This is a genomic window from Actinophytocola xanthii (assembly GCF_001921205.1).
GTDB lineage: Bacteria > Actinomycetota > Actinomycetes > Mycobacteriales > Pseudonocardiaceae > Actinophytocola > Actinophytocola xanthii.
The window spans coordinates 38,266-55,771 of record NZ_MSIE01000071.1; the positions used below are offsets into that span (position 1 = coordinate 38,266).

Genomic DNA, 17,506 nt, shown 5'->3' on the forward strand with positions numbered 1-17,506 from the left:
CTCTACGGGGTGACGCGGCTGGGCCCTGGCCCACCGCCGAGGTTCTCCGGTTGTGGCCGGGCGAGGACGATGCCGACGTTCCCGCCCACGCGCAGGGCCAGTGTCCGGGTGGGTTCCACGGTGAAGCCAGCGGCGACAATGCGCTCCGCCACCGCGTCACCCACGTTGTCGCGCAGCTGTTCACGCATCCGACCGCGCATCCCGTGGCCGTGTCCCCGGGAGTGCTCCTCGACCACCGCGTCGGCGAGAACCAGCATCCCGTCCGCTCGCAGCACCCGGCGAACCTCGGCGAGCAGCGAGTCCTTGGCCGGGCCGTCCAGGTGGTGCAGCATCAGGCTGGAGAGGACCCGGTCGAACGAGCCGTCCGGGTAGGGCAGCTCCTGGGCGAACCCGCGGTCGAACCGGACCCGCAGACCGGCCCGCCGCGCCTTGCGAGCGGCGCGCGCCAGCGCCTTCGGGTCCGGGTCCAGCCCGACGAGGTCCACGTTCGGGTACCGCCTGCCGGTCGCCCGCAGCAGGTTCCCCGTGCCGCAGCCGACGTCCAGCACCCGCTGCCCCTCCCGCGGTCCGGCCAGCGTGATCATCTGCTGGTGGATCGGGCCGAGCCCGAACACGTGGTGCACGACGTCGTAGAGCGGAAGCAGGAAGTGCTTGCCCAGGCCGGGGATGTACTCCCGCTCGGTGTTCGGCTGAGACGTTCTTTCGGTCATACGGACATCCTGTCGACGCGTGGAGCGGCGGAGCCATACCGATTGTCGGGTTTCATGGGACGATCTGACGGTGCGGACCGTTCGAACGGCGCCTGGTCGGGACCGACCGGCCACCTACTCGATGCTGCCCTCGCCCGGCGAGCTGCCGGTGGGGACCTGGCGGCTGGAGCACGGCTGGACGGCCTCGTTCGAGGAGCACACCCACGACTTCCCCGGCCTGGCGTACTTCCAGACCTCCGGCGGGCAGCTGCACACCGGGCGGCGCACGTTCCCGATCGAGGCCGGCGACCTGTTCGTGATCGCTCCTGGCGACGTCGTGGGCCGCTTCCAGGCCTCGGACCTGGCCGACAACCAGGGCTGGGGCGTGTTCTTCACCGCCGACGCGCTCGGCCCGGACGTCCCCGGGGCCCACCTGGCCTGGCGCACCCACCCGCTGCTGTTCCCGTTCGTCCGCGGCGGCGCGATCGGGGCGCTGCGGCTGCGCGTGCCCGAGCCGGACCGGGCCGGATGGGCCACCCGGATCCAGACCCTGCGCGAGGAGCTGACCGAACGCAGGGACGGCTACCGGGAGGCCGCGCTCGCCCACCTCGTGCTGTTGCTGGTCGGGGTGTCCCGGCTGGCCGCCGACGTGGTGGACGACCTGCGCGAGAACCGGGAACCGCTGCTCGCCGAGGTGTTCGAGGTGATCGAGCGGCGCTACGCGCGACCACTGTCGCTGCGCGACGTCGCCGCCGCGGTCAACATCTCACCCGGCCACCTGACCTCGACCGTGCGCCGGCAGACCGGGCGCACGGTCCAGCAGTGGATCACGGAGCGCCGGATGGTCCAGGCCAGACGGCTGCTCGCCGCGACCGACCTGCCCATCGGCGAAGTCGGCCGGCGGGTGGGCTTCCCGGACCCCGGCTACTTCGCCCGCGCGTTCGGCAGGACACACGGCATGAGCCCCGCCCGCTGGCGGCAGGCCGGCTCCGACCCGAAGGCACGCTGAGGCGGAGGAGATCATGGTGCCGCGGTCTGGGCGTAGGCTCGCCGCCGGCGCCGAACGGCCGCCCTACGCACGGAAGCGGGAGCTGACCGCGATCATGACCATGCCGATGCCCGACACCCCACTCGCCCGGCTCGCCGCCGAGGAGCGGGCCGCATGAGGGTCACCTTCGACAGCGACGGCGTCGAGCTGGTCGGGGAGCTGCGAGTGCCGGCAGGCGGGCAGCGCTCTCCCGCGGTCGCGCTGACCGGCCCGTTCACCGGCGTCAAGGAGCAGGTCGTCGGCGGGTACGCCGAACGGCTGACCGCCGCCGGGTTGGTCACGCTCGCGTTCGACCACCGCGGCTTCGGGGAGAGCGGAGGCCGCCGCCAGCACGAGGACAGCCAGGGCAAACTCGCCGACCTGCGGGCCGCGATCGGTCTGCTGGCCGGCCGCCCGGAGGTCGACCCGGCGCGGCTGGGCCTGGTCGGGGTCTGCCTCGGCGGCGGCTACGCGATGCGTGCCGCCGCGACCGACGCCCGGGTGCGCGCGGTCGCCGGGATCGCCGGTGCCTACAACAGCCCGGTGCAATTCGCCGAGGGGATGGGGATCGACAGCTACCGGGCCGCCCTCGGCGGCATGCTCGACCGCTACGACGAGCTGCTGCCGGCGGTGTCGGCCGACGGCGAGGCGGCGATGCCGGGCGAGGAGCCCTACGCCTACTACGGCACGGACCGCTCGGCCTCCCCGCACTGGCGCAACGAGGTGACCCGCGGCTCGCTGCACGCGTTGATGACCTTCGACGCCCTCGGCGCGGCCGAGCTGCTCGCCGCGACACCGCTACTGGTCGTCCACGGGGTCGAGGACGCCTACTGCGCGCCGAACCTCGCTCGCGAGCTGTACGAGCGGACTCCCGGCATGAAGGAGATCCGCTGGCTGGACACGAAGGTCCACATCGACCTCTACGACGCCGAGCCGTACGTCGGCGAGGCGGTCGACGCGACGGCGGACTTCCTGCACCGGCACCTCTGACGGACCCGGGACCGGCGACCGGGCGGCTCCTATGATCGGCGGGTGCGCAGACGAACGCCCGATGTGCCCTACGCGGCCGGGGTCGTGCTCGCCGGCGGGTCGGGGACCAGGATGGGCGCCGGGATGAACAAGGCGTACCTGCCGCTGGCCGGCCGGCGGCTGGCGTCGTGGTCGCTGCTGACGTTCGGCCAGGTGCCGGAGGTCGGGGTGCTGGTGCTGGTCGCGCGGCCCGAGGACGCCGAGCACCTCGACCTGGTGCTCTCCAGCGACCTGCCCGGCACACAGGTCGAGCTCGTCCACGGCGGCGACACCCGGCAGGACTCCGAGCTGGCGGCGCTGCGCCACCTTTCCGACCGGGTCGACGACGGCACGATCGACGTGATCCTCCTGCACGACGCAGCCCGCCCGCTGGTCAGGCCTGCTCTGGTCACGGAGGTGGTCGAGGCGGCCCGCGAGCACGGCGGAGCCGTCCCCGGTCTCCCGGCCGAGGACCTCGTCACGGGCGCGGGCACGACGGTCAGCGGCGCGCCGCTGGAGGGCGCCGTGCGGGCCCAGACCCCACAGGGCTTTCGCGCCGCCGCGTTGGTCGACGCGTACGAGCAGGCCGCCCGCGAGGGGTTCCTCGGCACCGACACGGCCTCGTGCATGGAGCGGTACTCCTCGCTGCCGGTCCGCTGGGTGCGCGGCGACGAGCACAACTTCAAGATCACCTATCCGCACGACCTGACGGTCGCTGAGCGCCTCCTCGACACCTCCGTGGTGCGGCAGCCCTGGTAGGGCGTCCGCGGCCGGCTCAGGTGTCCCGGAGGTGGGCCAGGGTGGTGATCATGCGGTCGGCGATGTCCGGCGGCCACGGGTAGGCCACGGTCACCGCTCGCTGGTGGGCCAGGCCGTGCAGACCCAGCCAGAGCGCGACGGCGTCCGCGTGCGGGTCGGTGCCGCCGGCGTGCCCGGCGGTGACGCACTCGCCCAGCGCGTCGGTGAGCAGCCGGATGCAGGTGTCGCCGAGGCTCGCCACGTCGCTCCTGGTCACCGAGGTGCCCTGCAGGGCGGGCATCCAGACGCCGCCGAACATGGTCCGATACCGCTGCGGGTGGTCCTGGGCGAACCGCAGGTAGGCGTGGCAGACGGCGAACAGCCGCCGGCGCGGGTCGTCGTCAGCGGCGTCCAGGGCCGTCCGTAGCTGTGCCTCCAGCTGAGCGAAGGCCTGCTGGACGACGGCCAGCATGATGGCGGGCTGGTCCGGGAAGTGCCGGTAGATCGAGGGGGCGGCGATGCCGACCCGGCGGGCGACCGAGCGCAGGGTGATCGCGCCTTCGTCCCCGTTCTCGTCGAGCAGCTCCACGGCCGCGGCCACGATCTCCTCACGCAGCCTGCCGCCCTCCCCCCGGCGGTTGCGGGGGCGTGCGGGCGGCGCGGCGGGCTCGTTCACCATGCCGTGAGCTTACATGCGAAAACTTATCTGCGTTAGCTCTTGCGCTCCTTATGCTAACGGTCGTAAGTTTACTTCTGTAAGCCAGAAGCGATCGAAACACGGAGTAGGCCATGAACAGCACTGTTGGCACCCGCACGACGGAGGTCGTGCTGCCGGGCATCGTCGAGCCGAGCGGGCTGCAGATCCGTGAGCGCGACCTCCCGGCCCCCGCCACCGGTCAGGTGACGCTGCGGATGGACGCCACCGGGGTGTCGTTCGCCGAGCAGCAGATGCGCCGCGGCAAGTACTACGACCAGCCGACGTTCCCCTTCGTGCCCGGCTACGACGTGGTCGGCACGGTGACGGCGGTCGGCCCGGGCGTGGACACCGCGATGGTCGGGCGCCGGTTCGCCGCGGTCACCAAGATCGGCGGCTGGGCCAGCCACCTGCTGCTCGACGCCGCGGACCTGGTGGCAGTTCCGGAAGGCGTGTCGGCGGCCGCGGCCGAGACCATCGGGGTCAACGGGATCACGGCCTGGCAGATGCTGCACCGCACCGCCCGGGTACCCGCCGGCGCGACGATCGTCGTGCTCGGCGCCAACGGCGGAGTCGGCTCCACGCTCGTCCAACTCGCCCGGCACGCCGGCATCACCGTCATCGGCACGGCGTCACCGCGCCACCACGACGCCGTGCGGGAGCTGGGTGCCGTCCCCGTCGACTACCGCGACCCTGGCATGTACCAACGGATCCGCGAACTGGCGCCGGACGGGGTGTACGCGGTGTTCGACCACGTCGGCGGGGCGGGGCTCGCCGAGTCGTGGCGCCTGCTGCACCGGGGTGGGGTGTTGGTGTCCTACGGAACCGCCGCGACCAAGGACGAGGACGGGAACTCGCGGCTGCCGGTGCTGAGGTCGTTCGCCCTCCTGGCGTTGTGGAACTACCTGCCGAACGGGAAGCGCGCGCACTTCTACAACTTCTGGGCGGGCAGGCGCCGCCTGGACGCCTTCCAGCATCGCCTGCGGGAGGACCTCACGACCGTGCTGCGACTCCTGTCCGAGGGTGTGCTCACCCCGCAGATCGCAGCCGAGCTCCCCCTCGCCGACGCCGCGAAGGCGTTGGCACTGGCCGAGTCCCGCACCGTCGCGGGCAAGGTCGTCATCGTTCCGTAGTCCACTTGCAACAAACGCCGGAGACACCACCATGACCACGATCGCGCTCCCCGCAACCAGCTCGCCCGCCCGCGCCGGTGAGGTCGACAACCGCGCCGCCTATCTCGGCTTCGGGTCCGCCTACGTGCTCGGGCACGGCTCGACAGCCCTGTCCCAGAGTTCGCTGCTCGCACTGCCCGGCTGGCTGCCGCCGACGCTGCTCGTCGCCGGTCTGGCCGCCGGCACCGTCTTCGCGACCCTCGCAGCCGCCCGCGCCCAACGCGGTGCCGACAAGGCGGGCCGGCTCTCCGCCAACCTACTCGGCCTGGCCTGGGTCAGCGCGTTCGCCGCGCTGTTCCTCGCGATCACCGGACTCAGCTCCACAATGGACAACCCGGAGCTGTCGACCGTGCTCTGGCCGGCCGGTTCCGGCCTCGTCGTCGGCCTGCTCTACCTCGCCGAGGGCACCGTGCGGCGCAACCTGCTGCACTACGGCCTCGGCACGTGGCTCGCCCTGGTCTCCGCGGCCGCGCTGTCGCTCGGCACCCCCGGCCTGTTCTGGCTGTTGACCGCCGCGGGCGGGGGCGGCTACGCGGTGGCTGTGGTCCTCGAGCACCGCCGCCTGAGCCGGATCGGTCTCAGAAGCTGAGGAAGAAGTTGGTGACCCCGGGGCCGGTCCAGCTGGGCCAGGTGTGCCCGCCGGTGTGCTGGCACCAGAGCACCGGCACGACGGCACCCGGGTAGCGGACACACGGTGCGGGAGCGGTGGGCGTCGGCGCCGCTCCCGTGTTGCCGTTGCGGGCGAGCCAGTAGTCCCGGGTGAACTGGCCGGAGCGCAGCGGCACGACGGTGTCGGCGGCGCCGTGCACGATCATGGCCGCCGGGCCCCGGGTCGTCGTCCCGGTGCAGCGGGAGCCCTGGGGGCCGCCGCCGGCGACCGGCGCGATGGCGCGCAGCATGCCCGGACGCAGGCAGGCCAGGGCGTTGACCATGAAGGCCCCGTTGCTCTTGCCGGTCGCGAACACCCGGGTGCTGTCGACACAGTGCTTGTTGCGGAGATCGGCCAGGAGGGCGTCGAAGTAGGGCAGGTCGACGCCGGCGGGGTCGACGTTCCACCCGACGCCGCCGGCCTCCGGCCAGTACGGCGCCTGCGCGTAGACGTAGATCGCCGGGCGCTGGCCGCCCAGCCCCATGTACCGCTGGGCGTTCTGCGCGGTGTCGCTGCCGCCGTGCAGGGCCATGATCACCGGCGTCGGCGTACCGGCGACGACACCGGTCGGCACCACGAGCAGGTAGCTGCGGCTGGCGGCGCCCACCGCGATCGTCTGGGTCGTGCTTCCCGGAGTGACCGTCCGCCCGCAGCCGGGGGCGGTGGTCGCGGTGCTGGCCTGGGCCACCGGGGAGACCGCGATGAGGGCGGCCAAGCAGAGCAGGGACACAACGAGGCGACGTGGCATGGCAAACCGGTCGGCACCGCACCGACGCGCCTGACCACATGCGACGAACGTCACTCGGGCCGCGGACGTTGCCCGGCGAGCCGGGAGGCGGGAACGGCCTAGGGAGTGACGAGCCCGGTCCGGAAAGCGATCACGACCAACTGTGCGCGGTCGCGGGCGCCGAGCTTCACCATGGCACGGCTGACATGGGTGCGGGCGGTGGCCGGGCTGAGGAACAGCTCCGCGCCGATCTCGGCGTTGCTCATGCCCTTCCCCACCAGGGCCAGCACCTCGCGCTCCCGCTGGGTGAGGACCGCGAGGCGCTGCTCGGCGGCCTTGTCGGCCGCCCGTCGCGCGGTGAACTGGCCGATGAGCCGGCGGGTGACGCGCGGGGCGAGCAGGGCCTCGCCGGCCGCGACGACGCGGATGGCGTGCAGGAGCTCGGCCGGGCCGGCGTCCTTGAGCAGGAAGCCGCTCGCGCCAGCCGCCAGCGCCTCGAAGACGTAGGCGTCGGTGTCGTAGGTGGTGAGGATGAGGACGCGGACCTGGTCGAGCCCGTTGGTCGCGGCGATCCGCCTGGTGGCCTCGATGCCGTCCAGCCTCGGCATGCGGATGTCCATCAGCACGACGTCCGGGCGGGTCGTGCGGGCCAGCTCCACGGCCTCGGCGCCGGTGGTCGCCTCCCCCACCACGACGAGGTCGTCCTCGGTGTCGAGCAGCAGCCGGAAACCCGACCGCACCAGCTGTTCGTCGTCGGCGAGCAGCACCCGGATCATCCGCTCACCGTCCCGATCGGAGCCAACGGCAGCCGTGCGGTGACGGCGAAGCCGCCGTCCGGAAGCGGCCCGGCGTCGAGCTCGCCACCCAGGAGCTGGCACCGTTCACGCATTCCGAGGATGCCCCGGCCAGCGGGCCCGGTCTCCACGCGGGTGCCCGATCGCCGGCCCTCGTCCCGGACCCGGACCTCCGCGGTGTCCGCCCCGAAGTCCAGCTCGACGCGCACGCGGGTCGGTCCGACGTGGCGGATCACGTTGGTGATCGATTCCTGCAGGATCCGGTACACGGCGCTGCCCACCGCGCCGGGAACCGGGTGCGGTGGGCTGGTGGTCACGAGGTCGACCTCGAGCCCGGCCTCTCGGGCCTGGGCGGTGAGCTCGTCGAGCTGCCCGAGGCCGGGGTACGGGGCGGTCTGGTCGCCGTCGTCGCCGTCCTCGCGGAGAACACCGAGGATGGCCCGCATCTCCCGCAGCGCGTGGGAGCTGGTCCGCTCGATGGCCTCGAGGGTCTCGCGCGCCCGGTCGGGTCGCTTGTCGAGCACGTGCGCGGTGACGCCGGACTGGACATTGATGATCGCGATGGCGTGCGCGACGGTGTCGTGGACCTCGCGCGCGATCCGCAGCCGTTCCTCGTCGACCCGCGCCCGGGCCTCCTCCTCGCGGCTCCGCTCCGCCAGCTCCGCCCGGGCCAGAGCCTCCGCGGCCACGACCCTCCTCGACCGCACGCTCTCGCCGAGGGCGGCGCTCATGACGGAGGCACCGATCCGGAAGAACACCCAGCCGATCGCCGCCGGCGGCTCGACGTCGGCGGCGGCGACCAGCCAGCACGCCGCCAGGACCGCGATCCCGGCACCGGCCGTCACCAGCGAACGGCGTCCGTCGCCGAGGGCGGTGAGCGTGTAGGTCGCCACGAACAGCCCGAGCCAGCCGGGTCCGTCCGGAAAGCCGAGCAGGTAGTAGGCCAGGCTCGCGAGCGCGGTCACGGCGAACACCGCCACCGGCCGGCGGCGCCGCACGACCAGGGCCAGTCCGCTGAGGACCAGCAGGGCATAGCCCAGCTGCCCGAGGTCGGACAGGTGGCGCGCCGCCGGTTCCGGCGCCCCCGCGTTGCGCACGACGGTGCCCTGGACCTGCATCACCGTGACGAACAGCGCAAGCAGCACGTCCTGCGCCCGTGCGGGCAGGTAGAACACCGTCAGGCGGTCCTGCATGGCGCGATCATAGGGTTCCCGCCCGCCCGGACGCCTACGTCGAGGAGCGCGGTCCGCGGCGGGCCGGCTACGTCGAGACGCGTATCCGGTCCCGCTCGTCGGGCGAGGACGGGCGACCGCGCCGGTGCCTAGGTTTCCGGTACCTGTCACCCGTCGAAGGAGTCACGATGTCCCTCCCGCACCTGCTCTCCGCACCTGTCTCCATCACCGTCGCCGCCGGCTACGAGCTCGGCCACGGGCGGCTCGTGCCCACGGTGGCCCTCGTGGTCGGGCTGGCCGGCGTGGTCCTCGGGGTGCTCGCGGTTCGCTCCGCCCGCCGCGACGGCGCCGTCGGCGCGCTGGTCGCGGGGCTGGTCGGCGTGGTCGTCGGCGGGCTGCACGGGGTCAACGCGGCCGGAGGCCTCGGTACCGGCAACGGCCTGGCCGGCGCCGTCATGGCCGTGGTGCTGGGGCTCGTCGGACTGGTCCTCGGCGGGATCGGCCTGGCCCGCTCCCGCCTCACCCGCGAGCGTTGACCGGCGACGACCAGGTCGACGGCCTCCATCGGGACACCGCTGTTCGTATCATGTCGCGATGGACGGGCTCAGCGACGACGAGGGCGCGATCGTGGCCGTGGTGCGGGAGTTCGTGGACCGCGAGGTGCGGCCGGTGGTGCGGGAGCTGGAGCACGCCGACACCTACCCCGAGCGGCTCGTCGAGCAGATGATGGGCATGGGCGTCTTCGGGCTGGCGATCCCCGAGCCGTGGGGCGAGAACCGGGTGTCCGCGCAGTGCTACGCCGCGGTGACCGAGGAGCTGGCCCGCGGCTGGATGAGCCTCGCCGGGGCGATGGGTGGGCACACCGTTGTCGCCAAGCTCCTGGTGGACTACGGCACGCCGGAACAGCGGGACACCTACCTCCCCCGGATGGCCACCGGCGAGGTCCGGGCGACGATGGCGTTGACCGAGCCGAGCGGCGGGTCGGACCTGCAGGCCCTGCGCACCACGGCCCGCCGGGAGGGCGACGAGTACGTCGTGGACGGGTCCAAGACGTGGATCACCAACGCCCGCCGGTCGCAGCTGGTCGCGCTGCTGTGCAAGACCGACCCTGCCGCGACGCCGGCGCACCGGGGCATCAGCATCCTGCTGGTGGAGAAGGGCCCCGGCTTCCACGTCTCGCGCGATCTGCCGAAGCTGGGCTACAAGGGCGTCGAGAGCTGCGAGCTGACCTTCGACGACGTGCGCGTACCGGTCACCGCGCTGCTGGGCGGAGAGGAGGGACAGGGGTTCGCGCAGATGATGCGCGGACTGGAGATCGGCCGCATCCAGGTGGCCAGCCGGGCACTCGGCGTCGGCCGCGCGGCGCTGGAGGACGCGCTCCGCTACGCGCAGGAACGGGAGAGCTTCGGCAAGCCGATCTGGCAGCACCAGTCGGTCGGCAACTACCTCGCCGACATGGCCACCTCGCTCGAGGCCGCCCGCCAGCTGGTGCACCACGCCGCTCGCCGCTACGACTCGGGGGACCGCGCCGACCTGGAGGCGGGCATGGCCAAGCTGTTCGCCTCGGAGACGGCGATGCAGATCGCGCTGAACGCGATGCGCATCCACGGCGGGTACGGCTACTCCACCGAGTTCGACGTGGAGCGGTACTTCCGGGACGCACCGCTGATGATCGTGGGCGAGGGCACCAACGAGATCCAGCGCACGGTCATCGCCCGCCAGCTGGTGAAGCGGTATCGCCTCCCGTCCTGAGGTCCGCTCCGGAAGAATGTCCACACGTGACCGACGTCAGCGAGCGCACCGAGCTGCTGCTGCCCGAGCCCGCCCACGCGCTTGGCGCGCTCCTGGATGTCCCGGTCCCGGACCTCGAGCGCGGTGAGGGGCTGCCGCTGCTGTGGCACTGGCTCTACCTGCTCGACCGTCCGGCCCAGGCCGACCTGGGACCGGACGGCCATCCCGTCCGCAACACGGTCGCCGCCCCGCCGGGTCCGGGTCGGCGGCGGATGTGGGCCGGGGGCCGGGTCCGCACGCTGGGGCCGCTGCGGTGTGGGGAGCCGGCGACCCGGCGCTCGACCGTCCGGTCCGTGCGCGACACCGAGGGGCGTTCGGGGCCGTTGACCTTCCTCGTGGTCGGGCACCAGCTCGAGCAGTCGGGCCGGGTCGTGGTCGACGAGGAACAGGACATCGTCTACCGGGATGCCGCGAGCCCCGCACCGGTCGCGCCGGACGGCGGGGAGCCGGTGCCGCCGACCGAGGACGAGTGGTCGATCGACGTGTCGCCGACGCTGCTGTTCCGGTTCTCGGCGCTGACCTACAACGGGCACCGCATCCACTACGACCGCGACTACGCCCGGGACGTCGAGGGCTACCCGGGGCTGCTCACCCACGGTCCGTTGCAGGCCCTCGCGATGGCCGAGGCCGCCCGTGCTCGCGGCCTCACCGGGAACCTGGCCTTCGAGTACCGGCTCGTCGCGCCGCTGTTCGACCACCAGGGTCTGGTCGCCCGGGCCGACCCCGGCCCGGAGACGACGACCACCGCCGTCCGGGACCTCCACGGCCGCCGGACCGCGACGGGCACCGTGGCGAGCTGACGACTCGGATCCCGCGCCGGGCGAATCCCAGGTGTTCCTGCCCAGTGGTCGTCTCGTCGACGCTTCGTCGTGGCAGCCCGGTCACCGCGGTCAACCGCCAACCGGCAGGGTGGCGGAACGTCCCGCTGCCGACATCACCAGCTGTCGGGCCAGATCGACGATGGGCCGGATCGTGGTGTCGTAGTTGCTGAGGACGACCACCGTCCACCCGGTCTCGGGGAACACGTCCAGGTTGGTCGCCCGGCCGGGACCGCCGCCGGAGTGACCGACGATGCGGTGCTCCCCGGCCACCGTCTCGACGTGGCCGTACCCGTAGAACTCGCGCTGCCCCGCCGGAGCGGGTCGGTCGGCCGGGCTCAGGGCGTGCTTCCCGCCGGTGACGACCCGGGTGTACGCGGGGCCGAGCAAACCGTTGGTGTGCAGCGCGTGCGCGAAGCGAAGCAGGTCCCGGGCCGAGCAGAACGCGCCGTGGGACGGGGCCCCGATGTAGGGCAGCGACGGGGCCATGTCGACCCGCTCGCCGTTCGGCTGGGTCGCGTAGGGATGGGCCACACCGGTGGCGGCGAGGACCTGCGGACGGGTGTGGAACTCGGTGTGGGTGAGGCCGGCGGGGGCGAACACGTGCTGCCGCACGTAGTCGTAGTAGGACAGACCGGACACCGCGGCGACGACCGCGCCCAGGAGGAAGTAGCCGTCGTTGCCGTAGCCGAACGCGGTGCCGGGGGTGAACCGCAGGGGGAGCGTGCGCAGGTACGCCAGCATCCCCTGCCACACCTCCTCCTCGCTTCCCCACTCCGCCTCGCCGGGAGGACGCTGGGTGGTGAGGGCGGACCGTCCCGCTCCGGCGGTGTGGGTCGCCAGCTGGTGCAGCGTGACCGCCGCGACGTCACTCGGGAAACCGTCGAGGAAGGCGCCCAGCGGCTCGTGGAACGCCAACGCGCCCTGCTCGGCGAGGTGGGTGAGCGCCACGCCGGTGAACGACTTCGTCATCGACGCGAGGTCGACGCCGGTGTCCGCCGTGTTGGGGATGCCGGCGGCCTTGTCGGCCAGGCCGTGGGACCGGGTGAGCACGGGGCGGCCGCGATGGGCGACCAGGACGGTGCCGGAGAACTGGTCGGCCGCCGCGCGTTCGGCGACGAAGAGGTCGAGGCGGCCGCCGGGCAGGAGGTCCCGCGGGAGGCGGTCGCGTCCCCCGGCGCGGGCGATGCCGCCGGTCGTCGTCGCCAGCCCGGTCGCACCCAGGAGAGCCAGTATCGATCGTCTTCTGTGGACTGTCTGCACGGGTCTCTCCTCAGCCGGCCAGGGTCTCGTAGACGGCGGTGACGATCTCGCCCTGAGCGGTGCCGGCGCGTTGCTGTACCAGCATGGCCTCGGTGTGCGAGGTCACTGGCTGGTTCATGAACTCGGCGAAGACGACCAGGGTCCCGTCCGGCAGCACGAGGTAACCGGTCATGGCCTTGTGCACACGCGTCCGCGAGACGCCTGTACCGGTCTTGGCGAACACCCGGCCGGCCGCGGGTGAGTCGGGCACGACGTCGGCCAGCGTCCCGTCCCGGCCCAGGATCGGCAGCGCCTCCCGGTAGGCGGTAAAGTACGGCTGCCGTGCCAGGTGGCTCAGGAAGCCGACGAAGAAGTCCGGCGTGTGCCCGCCGTTGGCCGGATCGTCCGGGTCGAGGCCGGCTTGCTCGATCAACGCACGCTGGTACCGCTCCCCCGTCGCCTCGGCGGTGACCGGGTCCGCGCCGGCGATCGCCCCGACCAGGTAGGGGAAGTAGACCGTGTGCACGTTCGAGCTGAGCTTGAGCATCACCTTCACCTGGTCGGCGAGCGGCGGCGAGACGTGCTCGGCGACGCGAACCCGATGCGCGACGTCCGATGTGGACGATCTGTTGGCGACCTCGATCCCCTCCTCGTGCAGGGTCTTGGCGAAGGCGACCTCGGCGAAGCGGACCGGGTCCGGGACGTAGTACGGAAGGAGGACCGGGGTGGCGCCGACCGCCACCTCACCGCTGAGCCGCACCGTGTGCGTGCCGTCCGGGCCGGGTGTCGGCGGGCCGAACGCCGGAGACCGGGTGGGCGTCGTGACCGTCACGACCTCGTTGACGACGCGCACGTAGGCCGTCTCCGGCGACACCCGCGAGACCGCGGGGTCGCCGGGGCGGGCTCCCGGTGTCACGACCACGTCGACGATGTTGTCGTTGAGCATGATCGGGGACACCGGGATCGGGGTGAACCCGTTCGCGATCTCCTCGGTGCCCTGGCGGAACAGGGAGGCGTCGACGACCACCCTGCCCTCGACCCGCCGGATCCCGCGGCGGGCGGTCTGCCGGGCCAGGTGCCGGAGCTGCCGCAGCGGGTCTCCGGGCACCGGTTCGGTCGCGTTGCCGTAGGAGTGGTCCGGGTACGGCAGTGCGAGCGAGCCGTCCGGCCTGGTGCGCGGTCCCAGCAGCAGGTCACCGCCGGCCACCAGGACAAGGTGTCCGCGCAGGACACCGCGGATGACCGGGCCCGTGCGGTGGACCGTCGTGCGGAAGCGGTGCCCGGCGCCCAGCGCGGCGAAGGCCGAGCCGCCGATGAACACCTTCACCGTCGAGGCGGCGACGAACCGCTGCTCCGGGTTGACCGCATGGACCGGCTCGGCGCCGCCGAGCACCTGGAACCGCATGCCCCAGGAGGACTCGGCGAACTCCGGTCGAGTGGTGATCTCGGCGATCCTGGCCGCGAGGACGTCGTCACGGGTGGACGCCCGCGCGGTCGCGCCGGCCGGCAGCAGGCCTGCCGCGACGGCCGGAGCGGCGCCGATGAGGCCGAGCACGGTTCTGCGTGAGTGGCGTGTCATGGCCATCAGGAGTACCGACCGTCCGGTTGCGGCGTGGTGACAGCGGCGCCAGCCACCGACGTAACCGCGACGCAACCGCCGGCGGGGCACACTCGCGGGGGTGCGGGTGTTGGTGGTCGAGGACGACGTCGAGCTGGCCGAGGCCATCGCGGTCGGGCTGCGCCGTGAGCGGATGGCCGTGGACGTCGTGTTCGACGGCGTCAGCGGATTGGCGCACGCCCAGGTGCACGACTACGACGTGATCGTGCTCGACCGGGACCTGCCCGGGCGGCACGGCGACGAGGTGTGCGCACGGCTGGCCGCCGACCAGCGACGCGGCCGGGTGCTCATGCTGACCGCCGCGGCCACCATCGAGGACCGGGTCGACGGCCTGGGGCTCGGCGCTGACGACTACCTGCCGAAGCCGTTCGCGTTCGCCGAGCTGGTCGCCCGGCTCCGCGCGCTGTTCCGGCGGGCTCAGCCCGCCGTGCCTCCCGTGCTGGCACTCGCCGGACTGGTGCTCGACCCCGCCAGCGGGACCGCGACCCGCGACGGGCGGCCGCTCGACCTCGGCCCCAAGGAGTTCGGCGTACTCGAGCTGCTGCTCGCCGCGCGGGGACGGGTCGTTCCGGCCGAGGAGCTGCTGGAGCGGGTGTGGGACGAGATGACCGACCCGTTCACCACGGCGGTGAAGGTGACCGTCAGCAGGCTGCGCCGCAAGCTCGGTGAACCGCGGCTGATCGAGACGGTTCCACAGGCCGGCTACCGGATCGGCCCGTGAGCGCCCCTCGCCGCACCGTCCGCCTGCGACTGGCTCTGCTCTACAGCGGACTGTTCCTGGTGTCCGGGGTGGGCCTGCTGCTCGTCACCTACCTGCTGCTGGCGAGCGGGTTCCCCGTGGTCCAGCTCCGCACCGACGTCGACGGCGTCAGCCGGATCTGCGCTCGGCAGGACGGCACCGTCGCGCTGGGTGGCGAGTTCGCCGCATGCGCCGCGGACGCGAGGGCCCTCCTGGACGCCCAACGCGCCGAGACCATGCGCCGGTTCCTCCTGCAGGGCGGCATCGCGCTCGCGATCATGACCGTCGGGTCGGTCGGGTTGGGCTGGCTCGTGGCCGGACGCGTCCTGCGGCCGCTGCGGACGATCACCGCGACGACCCGCCGCATCTCGGCGAACGACCTGCACCAACGGCTCGCGATGACCGGCAGGCGGGACGAGCTGACCGAGCTGGGCGACACCGTGGACGGGCTGCTCGCCCGGTTGGAGAGCGCGTTCACCGCGCAGCGCCAGTTCGTCGCGAACGCCTCGCACGAGCTGCGCACCCCGCTCGCCCGGCAGCGGACCGTCCTCGAGGTGGCACTGGCCGACCCGACCCCGAGCGTGGCGGCGCTCCAGGCGGTCTGCCGGCGGGTGCTCGCGGCCGGGGAGCAGCAGGAGCGGCTGATCGAGGCCCTGCTCACCCTCGCCCGCAGCGAACGCGGCCTGGACCGGCGCGAGCCCGTCGACCTCCCGGCGATCGCGGCGGGCGCGGTCCGGGCACGCCAGGTGCCCGGCCGCCGGGTGCTCGTCCGGCTCGACGCCGCCACCGCACTCGGCGACACCCGCCTCATCGAGCGGATGGTGGTGAACCTCGTGGACAACGCGCTGCTGCACAACGTGGACGGCGGCACGGTCGAGGTGACCACCGGTGCCCGGGCGGGCGCCGCCGTGCTGGCCGTCGCCAACACCGGCCCGGTGGTCCCGCCGGAGCAGCTGGACCAGCTGTTCCACCCCTTCACCCGGCTCGCCGGTGAGCGCACCGGTGAGGGCCTCGGCCTCGGACTGCCGATCGTCGCGGCCGTCGTCACCGCCCACGGCGGGCGCCTGGACGCCCGGCCACAAGCCGGCGGCGGGCTCCGCGTGGAGGTCGAGCTGCCCGCAGGCTAAGGGATACCGGCCCGGCGTCAGCGGTGTTCGATCTTCAGGCCGCCTGTGGTCACCGCGCGGATGTGGGTGCTCGCCCAGCTGCTGGCGCCCGCCGTGACTCCGATGTGGACCTTCTGCGGTACCGAGTACGTGAACCAGCGACCGGTGTCGAGCAGGACCGGCGGGAGCAGCTGCGCGGGCTGCGGGATCACCACACTGAGTGAGTTTTCTCGCGCGTTCCCCTTATCGGGTTGGTCAAACCCCGGGCAGCACGAAAAGAAATACTCATCGTGTACCAAGCCATCGCCGTCTCCAGGCGCGAATCCCCCGATGTGATGACCCCCGATCGAGGGGAGGTGATGGGATGAGGGATCACACAGTGGTGCCGGCCGTACCGGTCGTGAGCGTTCGTCAGGTGCTCACGGTCGTCGGGTTCCTGTTCGGACTCGGATTGCTGGCACTGATCTCAGCAGGACAGGCGAGCGCGGACGAGGGCACAACGGACGGGGACGACGGCCTGGTGACAGGTCTGCTGTCGCCGGTGCGCGGTGCCGTGGCCCAGGCGGAGCCGGTGGTCGAGAAGGTCACCGGAGCCGCGGAGCCAGTGGCACGTTCGCTGGCCGAGACGGTCACGCCGGTCGTCGACCGGCTGGTCGAGCCGGTAGTCAACACCGTCGCGCCACTCACCAACGCCATCGCCCCGGCGGTGGCGCCAGTGGTCAACACCGTCGCACCGCTCACCAATGCCATCGCTCCCGCGGTGGCGCCGGTGGAGGAGGCTGTCACTCCGTCATCGGAGGTGGCGGTTCCGGTAGTGGAGCCGGTTGCGCCGGTCGTTCCGATGGTGGAGCCAGTCACGCCAGTGGTTCCGACGGTGGAGCCGACAGCGCCGGTGCCCAGCCGCACGGCCGTCACCGGGGAACCGGTGGACGACTGGGCGGCCGAGAACCGGGTACCGGTGGTGGAGAGCTGGTCGGCGACGACCTCGGCCGGGACCTCGGCCGAGACCTCCGCCGCGCCCGCGGTGCCCGGTGGCCCGGGTGAACGTCCGGGCGCTCCGCTCGGCTCGAACGCGGTGACGGGTGGTAGCGCCGCCGGTGGCCCCGGTGGCCACCACGGTGCCGACGGCGCCGCGACGGCATCCGGCTCGTCGGACGGTGTTCGGGGTCCGGGTGACCGGGCACCACCGCTCGGCGACGCCGCACTGTCCTGGCTGGCCTACGACGACCGGGACCATCCCAGCTGACGACCTTTCCCGACCCCATGCGACACGAATGGAACCGTGGAAAGGACTGAAGGCATGCACAAGGCAGTCAAGCGGGTGCTCGTCACCGCCGCGATGGCCGGCGGGTTCGTCCTGCTGGGTCACGCGACGGCGAGTGCCGACACCGGCTCGGACACCTCGTCCGGCCTGACCGGAGTCGTCAGCTCGGTCACCTCGGACCTGCTCGGCACGGGTGACACCGCCTCCGGGGCGACCGCCGGCAACGGCGGGAACACCGGCAACGGCGGCAACGCCACC

At 72.8% G+C, this 17,506-nt stretch carries 21 protein-coding genes; 13 read left to right on the forward strand and 8 right to left on the reverse strand.

The annotated features are described in order from the left end of the window. Nucleotides 1-2: 2 nt before the first annotated feature. Nucleotides 3-710, reverse strand: coding sequence for a class I SAM-dependent methyltransferase (locus BU204_RS31005; protein WP_075129341.1), 708 nt, complete (start codon nucleotides 708-710; stop codon nucleotides 3-5). Nucleotides 711-780: 70 nt separating this feature from the next. Between BU204_RS31005 and BU204_RS31010 the strand changes: the two genes are divergently transcribed. From BU204_RS31010 to BU204_RS31020, 4 genes are read left to right on the forward strand one after another with little or no spacing between them, the layout of a single operon-like run. Next, entirely contained in the window at nucleotides 781-1,698 is a 918-nt protein-coding gene (locus BU204_RS31010; RefSeq protein WP_143229882.1) for an AraC family transcriptional regulator, read from the forward strand. 13 nt (nucleotides 1,699-1,711) lie between these two features. Continuing rightward, nucleotides 1,712-1,855: a hypothetical protein gene (locus BU204_RS40345; protein WP_158073540.1), complete on the forward strand. Its 144-nt coding sequence runs from the start codon at nucleotides 1,712-1,714 to the stop codon at nucleotides 1,853-1,855. Continuing rightward, nucleotides 1,852-2,706, forward strand: coding sequence for an alpha/beta hydrolase (locus BU204_RS31015; protein WP_075129342.1), 855 nt, complete (start codon nucleotides 1,852-1,854; stop codon nucleotides 2,704-2,706). Before BU204_RS40345 ends, BU204_RS31015 begins: the two co-directional genes overlap by 4 nt. Nucleotides 2,707-2,748: 42 nt before the next feature. Then, nucleotides 2,749-3,483 (forward strand): IspD/TarI family cytidylyltransferase, encoded by a 735-nt coding sequence (locus tag BU204_RS31020; RefSeq protein WP_075129343.1) that lies wholly within the window; start codon nucleotides 2,749-2,751, stop codon nucleotides 3,481-3,483. 16 nt (nucleotides 3,484-3,499) lie between these two features. On the opposite strand, the gene BU204_RS31025 is transcribed toward BU204_RS31020, so the two are convergent. Further along, entirely contained in the window at nucleotides 3,500-4,141 is a 642-nt protein-coding gene (locus BU204_RS31025; protein ID WP_075129344.1) for a TetR/AcrR family transcriptional regulator, read from the reverse strand. A 110-nt stretch (nucleotides 4,142-4,251) separates the two neighbouring features. Here BU204_RS31025 and BU204_RS31030 point away from each other — a divergent pair, with 110 nt between their 5' ends. Together BU204_RS31030 and BU204_RS31035 are read left to right on the forward strand one after the other, a co-directional pair. Then, a complete protein-coding gene (locus tag BU204_RS31030; protein ID WP_075129345.1) occupies nucleotides 4,252-5,289 on the forward strand; it encodes a medium chain dehydrogenase/reductase family protein in 1,038 nt (345 codons plus the stop codon). A gap of 31 nt (nucleotides 5,290-5,320) precedes the next feature. Next, the gene (locus tag BU204_RS31035; RefSeq protein ID WP_075129346.1) at nucleotides 5,321-5,917 is read left to right on the forward strand and encodes an ABC transporter permease; all 597 of its coding nucleotides are present in this window, start codon (nucleotides 5,321-5,323) and stop codon (nucleotides 5,915-5,917) included. Here BU204_RS31035 and BU204_RS31040 read toward each other — a convergent pair. The 3 genes from BU204_RS31040 to BU204_RS31050 all read right to left on the reverse strand — a co-directional run bounded on the left by BU204_RS31040 (nucleotide 5,907) and on the right by BU204_RS31050 (nucleotide 8,691). Beyond that, a complete protein-coding gene (locus tag BU204_RS31040; RefSeq protein WP_143229883.1) occupies nucleotides 5,907-6,725 on the reverse strand; it encodes an alpha/beta hydrolase family esterase in 819 nt (272 codons plus the stop codon). The genes BU204_RS31035 and BU204_RS31040 overlap by 11 nt on opposite strands. A 98-nt stretch (nucleotides 6,726-6,823) precedes the next feature. Further along, nucleotides 6,824-7,480 (reverse strand): response regulator transcription factor, encoded by a 657-nt coding sequence (locus tag BU204_RS31045; RefSeq protein ID WP_075129348.1) that lies wholly within the window; start codon nucleotides 7,478-7,480, stop codon nucleotides 6,824-6,826. Beyond that, on the reverse strand, nucleotides 7,477-8,691 hold the full coding sequence (locus BU204_RS31050) for a sensor histidine kinase (protein ID WP_075129349.1): 1,215 nt from the start codon (nucleotides 8,689-8,691) through the stop codon (nucleotides 7,477-7,479). The genes BU204_RS31045 and BU204_RS31050 overlap by 4 nt, the downstream gene beginning before the upstream one ends. A gap of 167 nt (nucleotides 8,692-8,858) precedes the next feature. On the opposite strand from BU204_RS31050, the gene BU204_RS31055 reads away from it, so the two are divergent. Genes BU204_RS31055 through BU204_RS31065 form a run of 3 tightly spaced genes read left to right on the forward strand, consistent with a single transcriptional unit; the run spans nucleotide 8,859 to nucleotide 11,261 of the window. Continuing rightward, nucleotides 8,859-9,206 (forward strand): DUF6223 family protein, encoded by a 348-nt coding sequence (locus BU204_RS31055; protein WP_075129350.1) that lies wholly within the window; start codon nucleotides 8,859-8,861, stop codon nucleotides 9,204-9,206. Between the two features lie 58 nt (nucleotides 9,207-9,264). Continuing rightward, complete coding sequence (locus tag BU204_RS31060; protein ID WP_075129351.1) at nucleotides 9,265-10,422, forward strand: acyl-CoA dehydrogenase family protein; 1,158 nt, start codon at nucleotides 9,265-9,267, stop codon at nucleotides 10,420-10,422. Between the two features lie 26 nt (nucleotides 10,423-10,448). Next, entirely contained in the window at nucleotides 10,449-11,261 is an 813-nt protein-coding gene (locus tag BU204_RS31065) for an FAS1-like dehydratase domain-containing protein (protein ID WP_075129352.1), read from the forward strand. 90 nt (nucleotides 11,262-11,351) lie between these two features. On the opposite strand, the gene BU204_RS31070 is transcribed toward BU204_RS31065, so the two are convergent. Together BU204_RS31070 and dacB are read right to left on the reverse strand one after the other, a co-directional pair. Then, complete coding sequence (locus tag BU204_RS31070; RefSeq protein ID WP_075129353.1) at nucleotides 11,352-12,542, reverse strand: serine hydrolase domain-containing protein; 1,191 nt, start codon at nucleotides 12,540-12,542, stop codon at nucleotides 11,352-11,354. 10 nt (nucleotides 12,543-12,552) lie between these two features. Further along, nucleotides 12,553-14,100, reverse strand: coding sequence for a D-alanyl-D-alanine carboxypeptidase/D-alanyl-D-alanine endopeptidase (dacB, locus tag BU204_RS31075; protein ID WP_158073541.1), 1,548 nt, complete (start codon nucleotides 14,098-14,100; stop codon nucleotides 12,553-12,555). Between the two features lie 100 nt (nucleotides 14,101-14,200). Here dacB and BU204_RS31080 point away from each other — a divergent pair, with 100 nt between their 5' ends. Next, the gene (locus BU204_RS31080) at nucleotides 14,201-14,860 is read left to right on the forward strand and encodes a response regulator transcription factor (RefSeq protein ID WP_075129355.1); all 660 of its coding nucleotides are present in this window, start codon (nucleotides 14,201-14,203) and stop codon (nucleotides 14,858-14,860) included. Beyond that, on the forward strand, nucleotides 14,857-16,005 hold the full coding sequence (locus BU204_RS31085; protein ID WP_075129356.1) for a sensor histidine kinase: 1,149 nt from the start codon (nucleotides 14,857-14,859) through the stop codon (nucleotides 16,003-16,005). Before BU204_RS31080 ends, BU204_RS31085 begins: the two co-directional genes overlap by 4 nt. 17 nt (nucleotides 16,006-16,022) lie before the next feature. Here BU204_RS31085 and BU204_RS40350 read toward each other — a convergent pair whose 3' ends face one another. Next, nucleotides 16,023-16,196: a hypothetical protein gene (locus BU204_RS40350; protein WP_158073542.1), complete on the reverse strand. Its 174-nt coding sequence runs from the start codon at nucleotides 16,194-16,196 to the stop codon at nucleotides 16,023-16,025. A gap of 152 nt (nucleotides 16,197-16,348) precedes the next feature. Here BU204_RS40350 and BU204_RS31090 point away from each other — a divergent pair, with 152 nt between their 5' ends. Together BU204_RS31090 and BU204_RS31095 are read left to right on the forward strand one after the other, a co-directional pair. Continuing rightward, nucleotides 16,349-17,230 (forward strand): hypothetical protein, encoded by an 882-nt coding sequence (locus tag BU204_RS31090; RefSeq protein WP_143229884.1) that lies wholly within the window; start codon nucleotides 16,349-16,351, stop codon nucleotides 17,228-17,230. A gap of 54 nt (nucleotides 17,231-17,284) precedes the next feature. Further along, a partial coding sequence (locus tag BU204_RS31095) for a hypothetical protein (protein ID WP_198943051.1) occupies nucleotides 17,285-17,506 on the forward strand: 222 nt, incomplete at its 3' end.

Bases quoted from the DNA above. Each gene is read 5' to 3' on its own strand.
- BU204_RS31005 (WP_075129341.1), bottom strand. From the start codon at position 710: ATGACCGAAAGAACGTCTCAGCCGAACACCGAGCGGGAGTACATCCCC.
- BU204_RS40345 (WP_158073540.1), top strand. From the start codon at position 1,712: ATGGTGCCGCGGTCTGGGCGTAGGCTCGCCGCCGGCGCCGAACGGCCG.
- BU204_RS31015 (WP_075129342.1), top strand. From the start codon at position 1,852: ATGAGGGTCACCTTCGACAGCGACGGCGTCGAGCTGGTCGGGGAGCTG.
- BU204_RS31025 (WP_075129344.1), bottom strand. From the start codon at position 4,141: ATGGTGAACGAGCCCGCCGCGCCGCCCGCACGCCCCCGCAACCGCCGG.
- BU204_RS31030 (WP_075129345.1), top strand. From the start codon at position 4,252: ATGAACAGCACTGTTGGCACCCGCACGACGGAGGTCGTGCTGCCGGGC.
- BU204_RS31035 (WP_075129346.1), top strand. From the start codon at position 5,321: ATGACCACGATCGCGCTCCCCGCAACCAGCTCGCCCGCCCGCGCCGGT.
- BU204_RS31040 (WP_143229883.1), bottom strand. From the start codon at position 6,725: ATGCCACGTCGCCTCGTTGTGTCCCTGCTCTGCTTGGCCGCCCTCATC.
- BU204_RS31045 (WP_075129348.1), bottom strand. From the start codon at position 7,480: ATGATCCGGGTGCTGCTCGCCGACGACGAACAGCTGGTGCGGTCGGGT.
- BU204_RS31050 (WP_075129349.1), bottom strand. From the start codon at position 8,691: ATGCAGGACCGCCTGACGGTGTTCTACCTGCCCGCACGGGCGCAGGAC.
- BU204_RS31055 (WP_075129350.1), top strand. From the start codon at position 8,859: ATGTCCCTCCCGCACCTGCTCTCCGCACCTGTCTCCATCACCGTCGCC.
- BU204_RS31060 (WP_075129351.1), top strand. From the start codon at position 9,265: ATGGACGGGCTCAGCGACGACGAGGGCGCGATCGTGGCCGTGGTGCGG.
- dacB (WP_158073541.1), bottom strand. From the start codon at position 14,100: ATGACACGCCACTCACGCAGAACCGTGCTCGGCCTCATCGGCGCCGCT.
- BU204_RS31090 (WP_143229884.1), top strand. From the start codon at position 16,349: ATGAGGGATCACACAGTGGTGCCGGCCGTACCGGTCGTGAGCGTTCGT.